The organism is Microbacterium sp. RURRCA19A, assembly GCF_900156455.1.
GTDB lineage: Bacteria > Actinomycetota > Actinomycetes > Actinomycetales > Microbacteriaceae > Microbacterium.
Window position 1 is genome coordinate 219,203 of sequence record NZ_FTNQ01000001.1, and the last position, 17,727, is coordinate 236,929.

Below are 17,727 nucleotides of genomic sequence, written 5' to 3' on the forward strand. Positions count from 1 at the left end.
GGAATGGCTGAGAACTCCTGGTCGCTCGGCCGCGCGCTGCGCGGACTGTTCGTCAAACCCACCATCGACGAGACCACGTGGGACGACCTCGAGACGGCTCTGTTGACGGCCGACTTCGGTCCTGATGTGACGGAGCGTCTCGTCGACGAACTCCGCGAGAAGGTCGACCGCTACCGCACGACCGACCCGCGTGACCTGCAGCGGATGCTGCGGGAGACCCTCGAAGAGCATTTCGCGAAGTTCGACACCACGCTCCGGCTGACCGAGCGTCCCGCCGTCGTGCTGGTCGTCGGGGTCAACGGCGTCGGCAAGACCACGACGATCGGCAAGTTCGCCAAGTTCCTGCAGCGCTACGGCCGAACCGTGGTCGTGGGCGCCGCCGACACGTTCCGCGCCGCCGCGGTCGATCAGCTCGCCACGTGGGCCGAGCGCGGGGGTGCCACGATCGTGCGTCCGCAGCACGAGGGCCAGGATCCGGCCTCCGTCGCGTTCCAGACCGTCGCGCACGCGAAGGAGACGGGCACCGAGATCGTGCTCATCGACACCGCCGGCCGTCTGCACACGAAGGGCGGCCTGATGGACGAGCTCGGCAAGATCAAGCGCGTCATCGAGAAGCAGGCCCCGATCAGCGAGGTCCTCCTGGTCCTGGATGCCACCACCGGACAGAACGGCCTCATGCAGGCCCAGGCTTTCCTCGACAGCGCCGGTGTCACGGGTCTCGTGCTCACCAAGCTCGACGGCTCCGCGAAGGGCGGCTTCGTCCTTGCGGTGCAGGAACGCACCGGCATCCCGGTCAAGCTCCTCGGTCAGGGCGAGGGCATCGGCGACCTCACGGGCTTCACGCCCCACGTGTTCGCGGCGTCGCTGGTCGACTGAATCCCCTTATCGCACCGCGCCACCGTGGCGGGTCGCCTTCCGCGAGGCGGGTCGGGCTGGTTTCATGGGGGAATGGCGATCGAGCACGACTTCTTCGGACTCCTCGAGTCGGGACCCGACGGGTCGATCTTCTGGTCGGAGAACGTCGAGTTCGGCGACCAGAGCGTCACCGTCGACCTCACCGCTCCCGATCAGGACGACGTGTCGATCGACGCGCTCGACGTCGCCGCGGCGATGATCTCCTCGCTCGAGACGATCGATCTGGCCGCCCGCAACGCGATGGTCAATGAACTCGACGACCGGACGAGCGAGGTGACCGAGTACATCCTCCAGCAGCAGGCGACGCTGGGGGACGAGCTGGACGACCTCCTGTCCGACCCGTCCGGCGACACCCACATCGACGTCATCAAGTCGCTGCAGTTGATGAGCATGACGATCCTCGCCGACGAGCACGGCGGCACGGACCCCTTCGCCGTCCTGGAGTACGCCCTGGATCCGGACTCCACCGACGACGTGCTCCTGGTGAACCTCGCTTCGGACGGTCAGGTGCAGTCGGTCACCAGCGCCGACTGACCTTCCGCGCCCCGCTCACACCGCCTGCGCGAAGCCGGCGTCCGCGGCGGCGATGTCCTTCGCGAGGTGGCCGAGGTGCGGCGGGATCTCGCGACCCTTCGACACCATCGACTGGGCCCACAGGCGCCCGGCGCGGTAGGAGGACCGCACGAGGGGACCGGCCAGGACGCCGAGGAAGCCGATACGCTCGGCCTCTTCCTTGAACTCGACGAACTCCGCGGGCTTGACCCAGCGCTGCACCGGCAGGTGGCGCGGCGTCGGTCGGAGGTACTGCGTGATCGTGATGATGTCGGTTCCGGCCTCGTGCAGATCCCGCAGGGCCTGCACCACCTCTTCGGGCTCCTCGCCCATGCCGAGGATGAGGTTCGACTTCGTGATGAGGCCCGCGTCGCGGGCGGCGGTGAGCACGCCGAGCGACCGCTCGTAGCGGAACGCGGGCCGGATGCGCTTGAAGATGCGCGGAACCGTCTCGACGTTGTGCGCGAAGACCTCCGGCCGCGACGAGAAGACCTCGTCCAGGTGGGCGGGGTTCCCCGAGAAGTCGGTCGCGAGGATTTCGACTCCGGTCCCGGGGTTCTCGGCGTGGATGCGCCGCACCGTCTCGGCGTGCAGCCACGCGCCCTCGTCGGGCAGGTCGTCGCGCGCGACGCCCGTCACCGTCGCGTACCGCAGCTGCATCCGCGTGACGCTCTCCGCGACGCGGCGCGGCTCGTCGGTGTCGTAGTCGGCGGGCTTCCCGGTGTCGATCTGGCAGAAGTCGCAGCGGCGCGTGCACTGCGAGCCGCCGATGAGGAACGTCGCCTCGCGGTCCTCCCAGCACTCGAAGATGTTCGGGCAGCCGGCCTCCTGGCACACGGTGTGCAGTTCCTCGGTCTTCACGAGGTTCTGCAGCGCCGTGTATTCGGGCCCGAGGCGCGCTTTCGTCTTGATCCACTCGGGTTTGCGCTCGATCGGGGTCTGCGCGTTGCGCACCTCGAGGCGCAGCAGCTTCCGTCCGTTCGGGGCGGTGGATGCCGCGCCGCCGGCGCTGCCGGTCCCGCAGGCGCTCACGCGGCGACCGCCGAGTACTCGGCGCGGAAGGCGGCCTCGACGCCCTCGACGATGTCCGCGGGGGAGACCTCGGCGCCGAGGATCTCACTCACCGTGGTGACACCGGCATCCGTGATCCCGCAGGGGACGATGCCGCGGAAGCCCGCGAGGGAATTGTCGCAGTTGACCGCGAACCCGTGCATGGTGACACCTTTCTCGACGCGCACGCCGATCGCTGCGACCTTGTCGACGCCCAGCGGGCGCCGCACCCAGACGCCGCTGCGTCCGTCGACGCGGAAGCCCTCGACGCCGTGCGCGGCGAGGGCGGAGATGAGGAGTCCTTCCAGCCGTCGCACGTGGGCGACGACGTCGAGGGGCTCGGGAAGGCGGACGATCGGGTACCCGACGAGCTGACCGGGACCGTGCCAGGTGATCTTGCCGCCGCGGTCCACGTCGATCACCGGCGTGCCGTCGGTGGGTCGCTCGTGGGCCTCGGTGCGCTTGCCCGCGGTGTACACCGATTCGTGCTCGAGCAGGAGCAGCGTGTCGGGGCGTGCACCGGAGAGCACCTCGGAGTGGACCGCGCGTTGCAGCGCCCAGCCGTCGGCGTAGGGCACGTAGTCGGGGGCGAGCCCCGCGCGAAGGATGTCGAGCATCAGCGCTCCCGTTTGTTGGATTGCGTCCAAGAATACATACACGGTCGCGCCATAGGCTGTCGGCATGGCCACCGAATCCCGCACCGGTCGCCCGCGCGCGTCGTCGCGCGAGGTGCTTTCGGAGGCGGCCTGCGAGCTCTTCCTGGAGCGGGGGTACGACGCGACGTCGGTGTCGGACATCACGCGCCGTGCCGGAGTGAGCCGTTCGAGCTTCTTCAACTACTTCTCCGCCAAGAGCGACGTGCTCTGGTCGGGATTCGACGCGCGTGTCGACGAGGCCATCGCGGACCTGCGCGACGGCGGTGCCGTGTCGGAGGTCCTTCTCGCGATCGGCGACGGCCTGGCACCCGATGCCCTCGCACTGGCGATCGTGAACGCGGATGCCATGGGCATCTCCGCCGAGCTCGATCGCGACCGCGCCATCCGGCAGTTTCGCCTGCAGCGCGAGGCGGCCGCGCGACTGGTGCGCGACGGCACGGCTCCGCTCGCCGCCCAGGTGAGGGCCGGGGCAGCCGCCGCGGCCGTGCTGGCCGCGGTCTGGGCGTGGGCGGACCACACCGCCGGCCGCTCGCTGACCGAGACCCTGGCGGAGGCGCTCTCCGTGGCGTGAGGTGTCGGCATCCGGGTCGGTCTGCTCGACGATCCGGACGCTCCACGCACGGTCGGATCACGGCGATCCTCGGGCCACCCGCTCGGCTGCGGCGGCGGTCCGGAGCGGGGCCGCGTAAACTCAATCCATCATGGCGACTTTCGGCACCCTCTCCGACCGGCTCACAGAGACCTTCCGCAATCTGCGCAAGAAGGGACAGCTGACCCCCGCCGACGTCGACGGGACGGTCCGCGAGATCCGACGTGCCCTCCTCGACGCCGACGTCGCCCTGCCGGTCGTCAAGGAGTTCACCGCCGCGGTGCGCGAGCGGGCCCTCGGCGACGAGGTCAATCGCGCGCTGAACCCGGCCCAGCAGGTCGTGCAGATCGTCAACGACGAGCTCATCGGCATCCTGGGCGGCCAGCAGCGTCGCCTCCAGTTCGCCAAGAACCCGCCGACGGTCATCATGCTCGCGGGGCTTCAGGGTTCGGGAAAGACCACGTTCGCGGGCAAGCTCGCGAAGATGCTCGAGAAGGACGGACACACGCCTCTCCTCGTGGCGTGCGACCTCCAGCGCCCCAACGCCGTCAACCAGCTGCAGGTCGTCGCCGAGCGCGCCGGCGCCGCCATCTACGCGCCCCAGCCCGGCAACGGCGTCGGCGACCCGGTGAAGGTCGCCCGCGACGGTGTCGAATACGCGAAGCAGAAGCAGTACGACACCGTCATCATCGACACCGCCGGACGCCTCGGTGTCGACGCGGAGCTGATGAAGCAGGCCGCCGACATCCGCACGGCCACCCAGCCCGACGAGGTGCTCTTCGTCATCGACGCGATGATCGGTCAGGATGCCGTGAACACGGCGAAGGCCTTCCAGGACGGCGTCGACTTCACCGGCGTCGTGCTGTCCAAGCTCGACGGTGACGCCCGTGGTGGAGCCGCGCTGTCCGTCGCGTCGGTCACGGGACGCCCGATCATCTTCGCGTCGACCGGCGAGGGTCTCGACGACGTCGAGCCCTTCTACCCGGACCGCATGGCATCCCGCATTCTCGACCTCGGTGACATCCTCACCCTGATCGAGCAGGCGCAGCAGGCCTTCGACGAGGCCGAGGCGATGAAGGTCGCCGAGAAGCTCGCGACGGAGACCTTCACGCTCGAGGACTTCCTCGAGCAAATGCAGCAGATGAAGAAGATGGGCTCCATGAAGAAGATGCTCGGGATGCTCCCGGGCATGGGATCCATGAAGCAGCAGCTCGAGGACTTCGACGAGCGCGAGATCGACCGCACCGAGGCGATCATCCGCTCGATGACCGTGGCCGAGCGTCGCAACCCCAAGCTCCTGAACGGCTCGCGGCGCCTGCGCATCGCGCGCGGTTCCGGCATGACCGTCACCGACGTCAACCAGCTCGTGCAGCGCTTCGAGCAGGCCGCCAAGATGATGAAGACGGTCGCGCGCGGCGGTGTGCCCAACATCCCCGGCATGGGACCCATCGGCGGCAAGCCGGGTGCGTCGTCGAAGCGGGGGAAGCAGCAGAAGGCGAAGGGCTCGCGGTCGGGCAACCCGGCCAAGCGTGCCGCTGAGAACGCCGGGATCGCCGCCGCCGCTCCCGCCACCGGGTCGGGCTTCGGCCTCGGGGGGCAGAAGGCCCCGACCGAGGAAGACCTGGCCGAACTGCAGAAGCTGCTCGGTCGGGGCTGAGCCGGGGGCCCGCGCGGTCCACCGGCGTCAGGGGAGGACGCCCGCGTCCTGCAGGGCCGAGACCACCGTCTGCTCGATGGCACGCTGGCCACGCGCGGTGGGGTGCACGTCGTCGTCCTGGAGCCACTCCGGATGACCCACCAGCGGTTGCCCCACGTCGACGAAGATCCCCCCGGCGGAGTCGACCGCGTCACGGAGCGCGTCCGAGGTCGTGGCGGTGTCGTCCGGGACGTCCGGATCGTCGTTCCAGATCGTGCTGAGCCCGACGATGCGCGCGTCGGGCGCGGCGTCGTGGAGCTGGGCGATGGTGTCGTCGGTGTCCGTGCGGATCTCGTCCGCGTCCTGCCAGAAGTCGTTGCTCGAGGACTGCACGATGATCAGCTCGGGCTGCAGCGCGGCGATCGCGGGGGAGAAACCGGCGTAGGCCGTGCCGCATTCGCCCGCGACCACGAACCCCATGCCGCCGCAGGCGAGGTTGGTCAGCGAGACGTCCTCGCGCTGGGCGAGGAGGAAAGGCCACGCGTCGCCGAGCGGCAGTCCCGCGCCCGACATGAGCGAGTCGCCCAGCGTGACCACACGCAGGGGCGCGGGCGATGCGGTCGGCGCGACGATCGGGGCGAGCGTCGGCGTGGGGAAGGTCAGCGCCTGCACGGGATCCGCGGGATCAGGCGTGCAGCCGACGAGCGTGAGGAGCGCACCTCCGGCCAGGGCGGCCAGCAGAGGCATCGCGGCACGGCGCCGTCGGGTCATGGCGAGATCCTACGGGCGGGAACCTATGAGTCCGCCCTCGCGAGTGCCGTCACACCCGCAGCGCAGCGAGGTGCTCGCGCAGCGTCGGCCCGCCGCGGAACTCGCGGATGAGGTGCTGCACCACCTCGCGCAGATCGCCGTCGGCCGCCTCCGCCACCGCGATCTGGCGCGCCGAGCTTCCGCCCGTGGCCAGAATCGTCTCCAGGCCCGCGAACTCGCGGACGCAGTGCAGGTCCACCGCGATCTCGGCGAGTTCCTCCATCGTCGTCCGCAGGTGGTCCCGCACGGGCAACTGCGTGCCGTCGCGATCGACGATCACGCGGGCGTCGAGTCCGTACCGGGCCGCGCGCCACTTGTTCTCACGGGCGTACCACGGCGGGATGCCGGGCAGCTCGCCGCCCTCGTCGAGGATCCGCGAGAAGTGCTCGACGAGCGTCTGCACGAAAGCCGCGACGGCGGCGAGCTCGGGAAGCGTCGACATGCCGTCGCACGCGCGGATCTCGACGGTTCCCCAGCGCGGCGCGGGACGGATGTCCCACCGCACCTCGCTGGCATCCGCCATCACTCCCGTGCGGACCATGTCGTCCAGGTAGCGCTCGAACTCGGCCCAGTCGCTCAGCTGCCAGGGGAGGCCCGCGGTGGGCAGCTGCTGGAACACCAGCGCCCGGTTGCTCGCGTAGCCGGTGCGTTCCCCCGCCCAGAACGGACTGGATGCCGACAGGGCCTGCAGATGCGGCAGGTACACCGTCAGGGCGTTCACGATCGGGATGACCTTGTCCACGTCGTCGACGCCGACGTGGACGTGGATGCCCCAGATCATCATGTTGCGGCCCCACCACTGGGTCCGCTCGATGAGCTTGTGGTACCTCGTCTTGTCCGTGACCTGTTGCTCGTACCACTGGGCGAAGGGGTGGCTGCCGGCGCACAGCAGCTCGATACCCCGGGGCTCGGTCTGCTCGCGCAGTGCGCCGATGGCATCCGCGATGTCATCGACGGCCTCGGCGACGGTGTGCCCGACGCCGCTCGTGACCTCCACCGTGTTCGTCAGCAGCTCGCCGGTGACGGTGAAGCGCTCGAGCGCCGTCGCCTCCTCGACGAGCTCGAGGACCTCGGGGGCACGGGCCACGAGATCGCCGGTTTCGCGGTCGGCGAGCATGAGTTCCCATTCGAGTCCCACGGAGGAACGTGTGGACGGAGCGAACGGGAGCGTCATGCGGTCAGTCTGACACGACGACACGGGCGTCACCGGGTTCGCGACCCGCCGTGTCATCTGGCAGAATAGAGGGTCGGACCAGGTGCTCGACCCTCTATCCAGCGCCGGTCCTCCTCTTTGAGCTTCCGCCGGGTGTGCACCCCACGCTCCAGGCGACCGGTTCGTTCATTTCCCACCACAGGAGAAATCGTGGCTGTCAAGATCCGTCTCAAGCGTCTCGGCAAGATCCGTGCGCCCTACTACCGCATCGTCGTCGCCGACTCGCGCACCAAGCGCGACGGTCGTGTGATCGAGGAGATCGGCAAGTACCACCCGACTGAGGAGCCCTCGTTCATCGAGGTCGACTCCGAGCGCGCGCAGTACTGGCTCGGCGTCGGCGCGCAGCCGACCGAGCAGGTCCGTGCCATCCTCAAGCTCACGGGCGACTGGGGCACCTTCAAGGGCGACAAGGACGCGAAGTCCACCGTCAAGGTCCGCGAGCCCAAGGCCGCCTTCGAGGCCGACACCGCGAAGAAGTCGGTCGTCAAGCCCAAGGCCGAGAAGAAGGCTGAGGCTCCGGCCGCCGCTGAGGCGCCCGAAGCCGCTGCCGACGAGACCTCGGCAGAGTAAGTCCCGTGCTGTCCGCCGCGCTCGAGCACGTCGTCAAGGGGATCGTCGATCACCCCGACGCCGTGACCATCCGTTCCGCCACGTCGCCCCGCGGCGAGGTGCTGGAGGTTCGCGTGCACCCCGATGACCGGGGTCGCGTGATCGGGCGCGGCGGTCGCACCGCCAAGGCGCTGCGCACGCTCATCACGGCCCTCGCCGACGGGCAGCGCGTCCGCGTCGACGTCGCCGACGACTGATGTCGGCCGGCGACGCCGCGGGCGCCCAGCCCGCCAAGACCCAGCTCCGCGTGGGCCGCCTGGTCAAGGCCCACGGACTCAAGGGCGCATTCAAGCTCGAGCTCTACACCGACGACCCCGAGGGGCGTTTCGTCCCCGGGAAGAGCTTCACCTTGCAGGTACCGGAATCCTCGCCGTGGCACGGCCGCGAGCTGACGGTCCGCGAATTCCGCTGGATGAACTCCCACCCGGTCGCCTTCTTCGAAGGCGTCGACGACCGTACGGCCGCAGAGGGCCTGGTCAAGGCGATCCTGTGGATCGACCAGGATGCCGAGACCGCCCCGGCCGAAGACGACGCCTGGTACGACCACCAGCTCATCGGCCTCGATGTGGTACGCGACGGTGAGGTCATCGGGCGCGTCGTGCGCGTCGATCACTTCCCCGCGCAGGACCTGCTGATCGTGCGTCCGACGGGTCGCGGCGAAGACGCCGACGTCCTGGTCCCCTTCGTGAGCGCGATCGTGCCCGAGGTCGACGTCGAGGCCGGCCGTGTCGTGGTGACGCCTCCCGCCGGTCTCTTCGAGGAACTCCCGGGCGACGACGACACCCCGCAGGAGGAGTCCGGTCCGGACGAGTCCGACGAGGTCGCCGACTCCCGCGAGGACTGACGTGCGCATCGACGTCGTCTCGATCTTCCCGACGATCTTCGACGCCCTCGAGGTGTCGCTCCTGGGCAAGGCCCGCCAGAGCGGGCTGCTCGACGTGCGCGTGCACGATCTCCGCGACTACACGCACGACCGTCACCGCACGGTCGATGACACGCCGTACGGCGGTGGCGCGGGCATGGTCATGAAGCCCGAGCCGTGGGGCGAGGCTCTCGACGACGTCACGCGGGACGCGGCCGCGGCGCCGGTGATCGTGTTCCCGTCGCCGGCGGGGGAGCGCTTCACGCAGAAGATCGCGCGCGAGCTCTCCGAGGAACAGCACCTCGTCTTCGGATGCGGTCGCTACGAGGGCATCGACGAGCGCGTTTTCGACTACGCCGCCGGCCTCGGACGTGTACGACTGCTCAGCCTCGGTGACTACGTGTTGAACGGCGGCGAGGTCGCCGTGATGGCGATGGTCGAAGCGATCGGGCGCCTGATCCCCGGCGTCGTCGGCAACCCGGAGAGCCTCGTCGAGGAGTCGCACGAGGACGGTCTGCTCGAATACCCGTCCTTCACCAAGCCCGCGTCCTGGCGCGGTCACGAGGTGCCGCCGGTCCTCCTGAGCGGCAACCACGGGGCCGTCGCCTCTTGGCGGCGCGAGCAGCAGATCGAGCGCACCCGCCAGCGCCGTCCGGATCTGCTCGCCGACTGAACGGCTCCCCAGCGGGGCGCGCAGCGCTGTCGCAGGCGAGGCGTGGGCCGTGGCATCCACAGTCGGATGCCACGAGCGCCACGGTCAGTCGACGCCGAGGAACCCCCGGTCGGTGAGGACGATCGGCCCGTCGGCCGTGATCGCGACCGTGTGCTCCGAGTGGGAGCCGCGCGAACCGTCCGCGCTGCGGAGGGTCCACCCGTCGGGGTCGGTGATGAGCTCATCGGTCGTCTGCAGGAACCACGGTTCGAGCGCGAGGACGAGACCCGCGCGCAACGGATAGCCCCGTCCGGCCTTGCCGTCGTTGGCGACGTGCGGGTCGCCGTGCATCGTGCGACCCACGCCGTGCCCGCCGAAGTCGGTGTTGATGCTGAGGCCTTCCGCGTGGGCCACGGCGGCGACGGCGGCGGAGATGTCGCCGATCCGGTGGCCGACCGTCGCGGCCTCGATCGCGGCGGCCAGAGCGCGCTGCGTGGTGTCGATGAGGGCGAGGTCTTCGTCGCGCGCGGTGCCCACGACGAACGACACCGCGGAGTCGGCGACCCACCCGTCGACGGACGCGGCGAAGTCGAGCGACACCAGGTCGCCGTCGCGCAACGCGGAGTCGTGGGGGAGTCCGTGGAGCACGGCGTCGTTGATCGACGTGCAGAGGACCTTGCCGAAGGGGCTCGCCCCGAACGACGGGTGGTAGTCGATGTAGCAGGACTCGGCACCTGCCGCACGGATCATGTCGTGCGCGCGACGGTCGAGGTGCAGGAGGTTGGTTCCGACCTTCGCCTCGTCGCGCAGCGTCGCCAGGACTTCCGCGACGAATCGGCCGGCCGGGCGCATGGCGTCGATCTCGGCCGGGGTGCGCAGTTCGATCATCGGGGGTTCCTTTCCTCGAACCTCCATTCTCTCCGATCGCCGCCGTGCTCCGTTCGCGACGTGCGGAGACGGCGGCCCGAGGACGCGTTGGCCGTCGGTCCGGTCGAGGTTCAAAGCGACCGCACAACTGCCGCCCCTACCATCGGTTCATGGTGCTGCGCCGACTCTTCCTCCGCTGGCTCTTCCCGGCCGCCTTCCTGCTGCCCCTGTGGCTGTTCGTCGGATGGATCGTGTTCGGCGGCGGGAGCGGCTGGGCCCTGCTCTGGTTGCTGATCGCGGCCCCCGCGGTCTTCGTGACGCAGATCCTCGTGGCGCTCATCGTCCGCGGGCGGGGCTCGGTCCGCCTCGAGCGAGCGGCGTCGTGGCGCGACGTCGTCGGCGTCGGGCTGTGGCAGGTGGTCGTGATCGCGCTCGGACTCTACGACTCGCGGACCTTCTTCCCGCTGCTGGTCCTGAGTGTCGTCGGCGCGTTCGTCCTGTTGTGGTCCTCGTTGGCGCAGATGTGGAACGAGGCGCGCGCCGGGGTGGCCCTTCTGCACACCTCCGACGGCACCGGCTACATCCCGCCGACGCAGGAGCGGCCGCGCCCGCAGGCCGCCGGTGAGGTCATCGTCATCTCGGAGAAGTCCGCCTCGTCCTGAGCCGGTTTGGTCGGTGTCTCCGTCCGTGGCAGAATGGGCGTTTGTGCCCTGACAGACTCTGCCTCAGGGGAGTCCGCCGCAACCGCGGCCTCGGGTACGCCACTCCTTTTCCCCTTTTATCGTGCGATCGACCTGTGGCGGTCGCAGGAAGTGACGATCATGCAGATCCTCGACTCCGTCGACGCGGCCTCGCTGCGCTCCGACATCCCCGTCTTCGGCCCCGGTGACACCGTCAAGGTGCACGTCAACATCACCGAGGGCAACCGCTCGCGTATCCAGGTCTTCCAGGGCGTCGTCATCGGCCGCTCGGGCGACGGCGTGCGCGAGACCTTCTGCGTCCGCAAGGTCAGCTTCCAGGTCGGTGTCGAGCGCACCTTCCCCGTGCACAGCCCCGTGATCGACCACATCGAGGTCGTCACCCGTGGTGACGTGCGTCGCGCGAAGCTCTACTACCTGCGCAACCTGCGTGGCAAGAAGGCCAAGATCAAGGAGAAGCGCGACCGCTGAGTCCGCCTCCTCGAACGCCCCGCGATCCGTCGCGGGGCGTTCGTCGTTTCCGCGCGTGCTCACCGGCATCGGGATGCCGGCCCCGGGCATTCATAGACGTTCGTTGCCGTGTGACGTTCGGCGGGTGCGGCGGAATGTGCGAGGCTTGTCCAGCGGTCTTCCGGTGTGCGGTGAGCCCGGCGAAGGATCAACATGAGCGACGAAACCGCATCCCCTCCGGCCCCGATCACCCGTCGTCGCCGCGGAGCACTGACGTTCCTGCGCGACGTGGTGGTGATCCTGCTCATCGCCCTGGCGGTGTCGTTCCTGGTCAAGACGTTCGTGGTGCGGTCGTTCTACATCCCGTCCGCGTCGATGAACGACACACTGCTCGTGAACGACCGGATCCTCGTCGACGAGCTGACCCCCCGCTTCGGCGACTACGCCCGCGGCGACGTCGTGGTGTTCCGCGACCCGGGCGGGTGGCTGCCGGCGACGGTCAAGCAGCAACGCCCGCCCCTCGTGGAGGCGACCGACTGGGTGCTGTCGCTCGTGGGCCTGTCGGCGCCCGACAGCGACGACCACCTGATCAAACGCGTCATCGGAATCCCCGGCGATCACGTGGTGTGCTGCAACGCGCTCGGTCAGACCGAGGTGAACGGCGTGCCGCTGGTCGAGCCCTACGTGAAGCTCGCGCCGGGGGCCGCAGCGCCCTCGCCGGTGCCCTACGACATCACGGTTCCGCAGGGCTCGCTGTGGGTGCTCGGAGACAACCGCAACAGCTCGAAGGACTCCCGTTTCAATCAGGATCAGCCCGGGAAGGGCTTCGTGCCGATCGACAACGTCGTGGGCCGCGCCTTCCTTATCACCTGGCCGTTCGACCGCTTCGGTGCGATCGACTTCCATCACGATGTGTTCGCGGGGGTCCCTCAGCCGGACAGCCTGCCGTGATCGAACCGACCCTCACCCTCGAGCGGCGCCTGCTCAAGGAGCACGCGCTGATCATCGCGTGCGATGAGGTCGGTCGTGGTGCTCTCGCCGGCCCGGTCGCGGTGGGCGCGGCGGTCATCGATCCCGTGCGATCCCGCAAGCGGATTCCGGCGGGTCTGCGGGACTCCAAGCTGGTTCCCGAGGCACGCCGGCCCGATGTCGCCGCACGCGCCGCCGCGTTCGTGCAGCACAGCGCGGTGGGTTGGGCCAGTGCCGACGAGATCGACGAGATCGGGATCATCCGCGCCCTGGGTCTCGCCGCCGTCCGCGCGATCGCGGATCTCCGCGCGCACGGCGTCGTCCCCGAGGAGGCACTCGTGATCCTCGACGGCAACCACGACTACATCACCCCGGCGGGGGAGAGCGGGCTGCGTGTGAAGCCGATCATCAAGGCCGATCGGGACTGCGCGAGCGCGGCCGCGGCATCCGTCATCGCCAAGGTCGCCCGCGATGCGGTGATGGTCGGCCTGCACGAAGAACTGCCGGCCTACGGGTGGGCACGCAACAAGGGCTACGCGAGCCTCGACCACCGCGAGGCCATCGGCGTGCACGGCATGAGCGTGCACCACCGTCGTTCCTGGGCGATCGCGCCGGCTCCGACACTGTTCTGACGCGCGAGCGAGGTGGGTTCCGCGCCGTCGCACGGTCGGCGCCGGTGCGCAACGCGCCTAGGATGGGAGAACCATGGATGACGACGTCTTCGAGGACTACGACCGCGAACTCGAGCTGGCCCTGTACCGCGAGTACCGCGACGTGGTCTCGCAGTTCCAGTACGTGATCGAGACCGAACGCCGGTTCTATCTCGCCAACGACGTGAACGTCGTCCGCCGCGACACCGAGCACGATTTCTACTTCGAGATCTCGATGACCGACGTGTGGGTGTGGGACATCTACCGCGCCGACCGCTTCGTGAAGTCGGTGCGCGTGCTGACGTTCAAGGACGTGAACGTCGAGGAACTCTCGCGCCGCGACTTCCAGCTGCCCGAAGAGCTCTCGCTCGACAGCTGACGGTTCCTCCCCAGACGCCCCTGTTTCCGATTCGTCCCCGGATCCCGGATCCGGCCCGTCGGAGCCTGATGACCGGATGCCACGCTCTCGGGCATGGCAGCGAAAGACGACTTCGGGCGAGCCGGTGAAGAACGGGCCGCCCGCCACCTGGCCGCGAACGGTTTCCGCATCCTCGACCGCAACTGGCGGTGTCCGCAGGGCGAACTCGACATCATCGCCGAGACGGCGGGCACCCTCGTCGTGGTCGAGGTGAAGAGCCGCACGAGTGAGGCCTTCGGCCACCCGTTCGAGGCGATCGATCGGCGCAAGGCCGGTCGGCTGTGGCGTCTGGCCATGGCCTGGATCGCGGTGCATCCCGACGAGGCCCGGGGGCGGAGCCTGCGTATCGACGCGATCGCCCTCATCGGCTCCGATCCGCGCACCGCGCGCCTCGAGCACCTCGAGGACGCGCTGTGACCGTCGCACGCACGTGGGCGGTGGCACTGACCGGGGTGCGCGGTGATCTCGTGGAGGTCGAGGCCGATCTGTCGCCCCAGACACCGGAGTTCGCGATCATCGGGCTGCCCGACAAAGCGCTGGGGGAGGCCGGACGCCGGGTGCGGAACGCCTGCACCAATCGCGGCCTCGAACTCCCGAAGCGGCGATTGACCGTCAACCTGTCTCCGGCGAGCCTCCCGAAACGGGGCTCGGCCTTCGACGTCGCGATCGCCGTCGCGGCCCTCGCGACGACGGGGATGATGGATGCCGCCCGCGTCGCCGACACCGTGCACATCGGGGAGCTCGGCCTCGACGGCCGTCTGCGGCCGGTCCCCGGCGTGCTGCCGTCGGTGCTCGCGGCGCGCCGCGCGGGGCGGTCGCGCGTGGTCGTGCCCGCTGCCAACGCCGCCGAGGCCGGGCTCGTCGAGGGGATCGAGGTGCGTGCCGCGACGTGCCTGGCGGAGGTCGTGCGCTGGCACGGCGGTGCGAGCGAGGCGCCGGACCTTCCGCCGGTCCTCACGGCGGAGGTGTCACCGGCGCGGAGCGAGAACCTCGACCTCGCGGACATCATCGGGCAGCCCGATGCCGTCGACGCTCTGATCGTGGCGGCCGCGGGCGGGCACCATCTCCTGATGAGTGGGCCGCCCGGTGCGGGCAAGACGATGCTGGCACGGCGGCTGCCCGGGATCCTGCCGGATCTCGACGACGACGCGGCACTGTCGGTCGCGTCGGTGCGGTCGCTGTCGGGCGAGATCGTCACGCGCTTGAGCCGGACTCCGCCGTTCGAGAGTCCGCACCATGGAGCGAGCGCCGCGGCGCTGATAGGTGGGGGATCGGGTGTGGTGCGGCCCGGGGCCATCGCCCGCGCGAGTGAGGGAGTCCTTTTCCTCGACGAGGGTGGGGAGTTTCCGGCATCCGTGCTCGACGCGCTGCGGCAGCCGTTGGAGAGCGGGGTCATACAGTTGCATCGATCGGGGGTCTCGGCGACCTTTCCGGCGAGGTTCCAACTGGTGATCGCGACGAACCCGTGTCCGTGCGGGCAGTACGGCGTCCCGGGGGGAGTCTGCGAGTGCGCCCCGCAGGCCATCCGGCGCTACACGCGACGTCTCTCGGGCCCGCTGCTCGACCGCATCGACCTCGACCTGCGGCTGCAGCGGGTCTCGAATGCCCGACGCGAGAACGCCGCCCCGGCCGTCACCACGGCCGCGGCGCGCGAGATGGTCCTCCGTGCCCGCGATCGCGCGGCCGCGCGCTGGGCCGCGACCCCGTGGCGTCGGAACGCCGATGTTCCGGGCACGTGGTTGCGGGGCGCGGCAGCTCCCGACGCCGACGTCCTGCGGCCGCTCGACATCGCGCTCCGTCGCGGCTCCCTCACTCTGCGCGGCTACGACCGCCTGCTCCGCGTCGCCTGGACCGTCGCCGACATCGCCGGACGCGATCGACTCCACCCCGACGACGTGGGGCGCGCGCTGTTCCTCCGGCAGGGGAGTGTCGCGTGAAGATCCCCGACCTGAGTCCGGATGCGGCCGGCGCGGCGCTCGCGGGGCTGGGAGTCCCGACGGACGTCGACATGGTCGACGCCTACACGCGGGTGTGGTGGACGGTCCTCACCGAGCCGGGCGACGGAGCAGCGGGCGACCTGATCTCCCGGTTCGGCGCGGCGGCTGCACTCCGGCGCGCGCTGGCCGATCACGATGACGAGTGGAGCCCGGCCCGCGCGCGATGGCGTCCGCGGGCGGATGCCGGGGCGGTGCGTCAGGCGCTGGATGCCGGCCGACGGGCGGGGGCGACGCTCGTCGTCCCCGCGGATCCCCGGTGGCCGGCGCGGCTGGACGACCTCGCCGTCCACGCCCCGCACGCCCTGTGGTTGCGTGGTGACCCGGGGCGGCTGTGCGACGCCCCGACTGTGGCGATCGTCGGTGCGCGCGCGGCGACGCCCTATGGCGAGGCCGTCGCCGCCGATTTGGCGGCCGACCTCGCCGACGCGGGGGTGACCATCGTGTCGGGAGCCGCGTACGGGATCGACGGGGCTGCCCACCGGGCGGCGCTCTCCAGCGGCGGGAGGACGATCGCCTTCCTCGCGGGTGGCGTGGACCGGGCCTATCCGCGGGGACACGAGGGTCTGCTCGCGCGCATCTCCGCATCCGGTTCCGTCGTGAGCGAGACGCCGTGCGGTGCGGCTCCGACCAAGTGGCGGTTCCTGGCGCGCAACCGGCTGATCGCGTCGCTCGCGGATGCCGTCGTCATCGTGGAGGCGGGCCATCGCAGCGGTTCCCTCAACACCGCGGCCCACGCCGCCCAGCTCGGGCGCGCGCTCGGTGCCGTGCCCGGCCCCGTGACGAGCGCCGCCTCCGCGGGCAGTCACCGGGTGCTCCGCGAGTTCGATGGCGTCTGCGTGACGTCCGCGGCGGATGTCCGGGAAATGCTCGGTGCGGCGGGGGAGTCGCCCCCGAGAGCGGCCGGTCGCACCGACGACACCAGCCGATTGCGGGACGCGCTCTCCCCGCGCATCGGTCGCGGTGTCGGCGAGATCGCACGGCGCGCGGGGTTCTCGGAGTCCGAGACCCGGACCCTCCTGGGGTTCGCCGAACTCGAGGGACACGTGCGCCGCGAAGAGGACGGCCTCTGGCGATCCGCGGTCCCCGAGAGGTGAGGAGCGGTGAGTTCGCCTCGCCTCGACAGGACGACTCGGGCGGCCCGCGCGCGTCGCGAGTGCGCTCGGCGGGCGTCGGCGGCAGTCTTGTCGCATGCGCATTTCGGAGGCGGTCGAGGGGTACCTGTCCCACCTCGGCAGCGTGCGGCGGCTCTCGCCGGCGACGGTCCGCGCCTACCGCTCCGACCTCGCCGACCTCGCGCGGGCCTCCGGCGACCCCGACGTCCGCGAACTCGACATCGAGACCCTCCGAGAATGGCAGTGGGATGCCACCGCGGCCGGTCTCAGCAAGGCCACGGCCGCGCGCCGCACCTCGACCGTGAAGGGATTCCTGGCGTGGGCCTGCGAGGAGGGCGTCATCGACGCCGACCCGTCGCAGCGTCTCGTCGCTCCCAAACGGGGGCGTACGCTCCCCACCGTCGCCACCGCATCCGCGCTGGAGGCGCTGCTGTCGGAGGCGGAGGCGGCCGCGCAGGCGGGCGATCCGGTGGCCCTGCGCGACCACGCGCTCCTCGAGCTGCTGTACGGCACCGGCGCACGCGTGTCGGAGATCTGCGGACTCGACGTCGACGACGTCGACCACGAGCGTCGCACGCTGCGCCTGCGCGGCAAGGGCGACAAAGAGCGCGTCGTGCCCTACGGCTCACCGGCCGCCCACGCTCTCAACGGCTACCTCGTGCGGGGACGCCCCGTGCTGCGGGCGCGCGCGGACGACCCCGACGCCGCCGTCTTCCTCGGAGCCCGGGGCGGTCGACTCGGCCCTCGCGCCGTGCACGCGCTCGTGTCACGGGTCGTCGCGCCGGCGGTGGGCGCGGAGACACTCGGCCCGCACGCGCTCCGTCACTCGGCCGCGACGCATCTTCTCGACGGCGGCGCCGATCTGCGCTCGGTGCAGGAGATCCTCGGACACGCCAGCCTCGGTACCACCCAGATCTACACGCACGTGTCCGCCGAACGCCTGCGCGAGGCCTACCGGCTCGCGCACCCACGCGCGTAGCGGCGCACACGCCGCACATCGTCGTGGCGCGGGACCAGCCGCG

General features: G+C 70.4%; 22 protein-coding genes. 17 read left to right on the plus strand and 5 right to left on the minus strand.

Annotated elements, in window-relative coordinates; translation table 11 throughout:
• Positions 1 to 3: 3 nt before the first annotated feature.
• A complete protein-coding gene (ftsY, locus tag BW982_RS01030; RefSeq protein ID WP_076490261.1) occupies positions 4 to 876 on the plus strand; it encodes a signal recognition particle-docking protein FtsY in 873 nt (290 codons plus the stop codon).
• Positions 877 to 948: 72 nt separating this feature from the next.
• On the plus strand, positions 949 to 1,449 hold the full coding sequence (locus BW982_RS01035) for a DUF2004 domain-containing protein (RefSeq protein WP_076490262.1): 501 nt from the start codon (positions 949 to 951) through the stop codon (positions 1,447 to 1,449).
• A 15-nt stretch (positions 1,450 to 1,464) separates the two neighbouring features.
• Here the strand turns inward: BW982_RS01035 and lipA are convergent, their stop codons facing one another.
• Together lipA and lipB are read right to left on the minus strand one after the other, a co-directional pair.
• A complete protein-coding gene (gene lipA / locus BW982_RS01040; RefSeq protein ID WP_175611003.1) occupies positions 1,465 to 2,499 on the minus strand; it encodes a lipoyl synthase in 1,035 nt (344 codons plus the stop codon).
• Complete coding sequence (gene lipB, locus BW982_RS01045) at positions 2,496 to 3,134, minus strand: lipoyl(octanoyl) transferase LipB (protein WP_076490263.1); 639 nt, start codon at positions 3,132 to 3,134, stop codon at positions 2,496 to 2,498. The genes lipA and lipB overlap by 4 nt, the downstream gene beginning before the upstream one ends.
• A gap of 64 nt (positions 3,135 to 3,198) precedes the next feature.
• On the opposite strand from lipB, the gene BW982_RS01050 reads away from it, so the two are divergent.
• On the plus strand, positions 3,199 to 3,744 hold the full coding sequence (locus tag BW982_RS01050) for a TetR/AcrR family transcriptional regulator (protein ID WP_076490264.1): 546 nt from the start codon (positions 3,199 to 3,201) through the stop codon (positions 3,742 to 3,744).
• Between the two features lie 130 nt (positions 3,745 to 3,874).
• The gene (gene ffh / locus BW982_RS01055; protein ID WP_076490265.1) at positions 3,875 to 5,419 is read left to right on the plus strand and encodes a signal recognition particle protein; all 1,545 of its coding nucleotides are present in this window, start codon (positions 3,875 to 3,877) and stop codon (positions 5,417 to 5,419) included.
• A gap of 27 nt (positions 5,420 to 5,446) precedes the next feature.
• Here the strand turns inward: ffh and BW982_RS01060 are convergent, their stop codons facing one another.
• Both BW982_RS01060 and BW982_RS01065 read right to left on the minus strand, forming a co-directional pair.
• Positions 5,447 to 6,169: an SGNH/GDSL hydrolase family protein gene (locus BW982_RS01060; protein WP_083696470.1), complete on the minus strand. Its 723-nt coding sequence runs from the start codon at positions 6,167 to 6,169 to the stop codon at positions 5,447 to 5,449.
• Positions 6,170 to 6,218: 49 nt separating this feature from the next.
• Positions 6,219 to 7,382 (minus strand): glutamate--cysteine ligase, encoded by a 1,164-nt coding sequence (locus tag BW982_RS01065; protein ID WP_076491713.1) that lies wholly within the window; start codon positions 7,380 to 7,382, stop codon positions 6,219 to 6,221.
• A gap of 189 nt (positions 7,383 to 7,571) precedes the next feature.
• Here BW982_RS01065 and rpsP point away from each other — a divergent pair, with 189 nt between their 5' ends.
• Genes rpsP through trmD form a run of 4 tightly spaced genes read left to right on the plus strand, consistent with a single transcriptional unit; the run spans position 7,572 to position 9,565 of the window.
• The gene (rpsP, locus tag BW982_RS01070) at positions 7,572 to 7,991 is read left to right on the plus strand and encodes a 30S ribosomal protein S16 (RefSeq protein WP_076490266.1); all 420 of its coding nucleotides are present in this window, start codon (positions 7,572 to 7,574) and stop codon (positions 7,989 to 7,991) included.
• Positions 7,992 to 7,996: 5 nt separating this feature from the next.
• Positions 7,997 to 8,227, plus strand: a complete 231-nt coding sequence (locus BW982_RS01075) for an RNA-binding protein (protein WP_063257548.1) — start codon at positions 7,997 to 7,999, stop codon at positions 8,225 to 8,227.
• Positions 8,227 to 8,874, plus strand: a complete 648-nt coding sequence (gene rimM / locus BW982_RS01080) for a ribosome maturation factor RimM (protein ID WP_076490267.1) — start codon at positions 8,227 to 8,229, stop codon at positions 8,872 to 8,874. The genes BW982_RS01075 and rimM overlap by 1 nt, the downstream gene beginning before the upstream one ends.
• Before the next feature lies 1 nt (position 8,875).
• The gene (gene trmD, locus BW982_RS01085; RefSeq protein WP_076490268.1) at positions 8,876 to 9,565 is read left to right on the plus strand and encodes a tRNA (guanosine(37)-N1)-methyltransferase TrmD; all 690 of its coding nucleotides are present in this window, start codon (positions 8,876 to 8,878) and stop codon (positions 9,563 to 9,565) included.
• A gap of 84 nt (positions 9,566 to 9,649) precedes the next feature.
• Here the strand turns inward: trmD and map are convergent, their stop codons facing one another.
• Positions 9,650 to 10,432: a type I methionyl aminopeptidase gene (gene map / locus BW982_RS01090; protein WP_076490269.1), complete on the minus strand. Its 783-nt coding sequence runs from the start codon at positions 10,430 to 10,432 to the stop codon at positions 9,650 to 9,652.
• 149 nt (positions 10,433 to 10,581) lie between these two features.
• Here map and BW982_RS01095 point away from each other — a divergent pair, with 149 nt between their 5' ends.
• The 9 genes from BW982_RS01095 to BW982_RS01135 all read left to right on the plus strand — a co-directional run bounded on the left by BW982_RS01095 (position 10,582) and on the right by BW982_RS01135 (position 17,684).
• Complete coding sequence (locus BW982_RS01095; RefSeq protein WP_076490270.1) at positions 10,582 to 11,073, plus strand: MFS transporter permease; 492 nt, start codon at positions 10,582 to 10,584, stop codon at positions 11,071 to 11,073.
• A gap of 159 nt (positions 11,074 to 11,232) precedes the next feature.
• Positions 11,233 to 11,580, plus strand: a complete 348-nt coding sequence (gene rplS, locus BW982_RS01100; protein ID WP_076491715.1) for a 50S ribosomal protein L19 — start codon at positions 11,233 to 11,235, stop codon at positions 11,578 to 11,580.
• A 192-nt stretch (positions 11,581 to 11,772) separates the two neighbouring features.
• Positions 11,773 to 12,510, plus strand: a complete 738-nt coding sequence (gene lepB, locus BW982_RS01105; RefSeq protein ID WP_076490271.1) for a signal peptidase I — start codon at positions 11,773 to 11,775, stop codon at positions 12,508 to 12,510.
• Positions 12,507 to 13,160 (plus strand): ribonuclease HII, encoded by a 654-nt coding sequence (locus tag BW982_RS01110; protein WP_076490272.1) that lies wholly within the window; start codon positions 12,507 to 12,509, stop codon positions 13,158 to 13,160. Before lepB ends, BW982_RS01110 begins: the two co-directional genes overlap by 4 nt.
• A gap of 73 nt (positions 13,161 to 13,233) precedes the next feature.
• On the plus strand, positions 13,234 to 13,557 hold the full coding sequence (locus BW982_RS01115) for a DUF2469 family protein (protein ID WP_022878868.1): 324 nt from the start codon (positions 13,234 to 13,236) through the stop codon (positions 13,555 to 13,557).
• A 93-nt stretch (positions 13,558 to 13,650) separates the two neighbouring features.
• On the plus strand, positions 13,651 to 14,013 hold the full coding sequence (locus tag BW982_RS01120; RefSeq protein WP_076490273.1) for a YraN family protein: 363 nt from the start codon (positions 13,651 to 13,653) through the stop codon (positions 14,011 to 14,013).
• Complete coding sequence (locus BW982_RS01125; protein ID WP_076490274.1) at positions 14,010 to 15,533, plus strand: YifB family Mg chelatase-like AAA ATPase; 1,524 nt, start codon at positions 14,010 to 14,012, stop codon at positions 15,531 to 15,533. The genes BW982_RS01120 and BW982_RS01125 overlap by 4 nt, the downstream gene beginning before the upstream one ends.
• Positions 15,530 to 16,687, plus strand: a complete 1,158-nt coding sequence (gene dprA / locus BW982_RS01130) for a DNA-processing protein DprA (RefSeq protein ID WP_254845504.1) — start codon at positions 15,530 to 15,532, stop codon at positions 16,685 to 16,687. Before BW982_RS01125 ends, dprA begins: the two co-directional genes overlap by 4 nt.
• A 94-nt stretch (positions 16,688 to 16,781) precedes the next feature.
• Positions 16,782 to 17,684, plus strand: a complete 903-nt coding sequence (locus tag BW982_RS01135) for a tyrosine recombinase XerC (RefSeq protein ID WP_076490275.1) — start codon at positions 16,782 to 16,784, stop codon at positions 17,682 to 17,684.
• The last annotated feature ends 43 nt before the right edge of the window (positions 17,685 to 17,727 follow it).

Excerpts from the sequence above, each read along its gene's own strand:
- ftsY (WP_076490261.1), top strand. The coding sequence starts at position 4 with ATGGCTGAGAACTCCTGGTCGCTCGGCCGCGCGCTGCGCGGACTGTTC.
- BW982_RS01035 (WP_076490262.1), top strand. The coding sequence starts at position 949 with ATGGCGATCGAGCACGACTTCTTCGGACTCCTCGAGTCGGGACCCGAC.
- lipB (WP_076490263.1), bottom strand. The coding sequence starts at position 3,134 with ATGCTCGACATCCTTCGCGCGGGGCTCGCCCCCGACTACGTGCCCTAC.
- BW982_RS01050 (WP_076490264.1), top strand. The coding sequence starts at position 3,199 with ATGGCCACCGAATCCCGCACCGGTCGCCCGCGCGCGTCGTCGCGCGAG.
- ffh (WP_076490265.1), top strand. The coding sequence starts at position 3,875 with ATGGCGACTTTCGGCACCCTCTCCGACCGGCTCACAGAGACCTTCCGC.
- BW982_RS01060 (WP_083696470.1), bottom strand. The coding sequence starts at position 6,169 with ATGACCCGACGGCGCCGTGCCGCGATGCCTCTGCTGGCCGCCCTGGCC.
- BW982_RS01065 (WP_076491713.1), bottom strand. The coding sequence starts at position 7,382 with ATGACGCTCCCGTTCGCTCCGTCCACACGTTCCTCCGTGGGACTCGAA.
- rimM (WP_076490267.1), top strand. The coding sequence starts at position 8,227 with ATGTCGGCCGGCGACGCCGCGGGCGCCCAGCCCGCCAAGACCCAGCTC.
- map (WP_076490269.1), bottom strand. The coding sequence starts at position 10,432 with ATGATCGAACTGCGCACCCCGGCCGAGATCGACGCCATGCGCCCGGCC.
- BW982_RS01095 (WP_076490270.1), top strand. The coding sequence starts at position 10,582 with ATGGTGCTGCGCCGACTCTTCCTCCGCTGGCTCTTCCCGGCCGCCTTC.
- rplS (WP_076491715.1), top strand. The coding sequence starts at position 11,233 with ATGCAGATCCTCGACTCCGTCGACGCGGCCTCGCTGCGCTCCGACATC.
- lepB (WP_076490271.1), top strand. The coding sequence starts at position 11,773 with ATGAGCGACGAAACCGCATCCCCTCCGGCCCCGATCACCCGTCGTCGC.
- BW982_RS01115 (WP_022878868.1), top strand. The coding sequence starts at position 13,234 with ATGGATGACGACGTCTTCGAGGACTACGACCGCGAACTCGAGCTGGCC.
- BW982_RS01120 (WP_076490273.1), top strand. The coding sequence starts at position 13,651 with ATGGCAGCGAAAGACGACTTCGGGCGAGCCGGTGAAGAACGGGCCGCC.
- BW982_RS01135 (WP_076490275.1), top strand. The coding sequence starts at position 16,782 with ATGCGCATTTCGGAGGCGGTCGAGGGGTACCTGTCCCACCTCGGCAGC.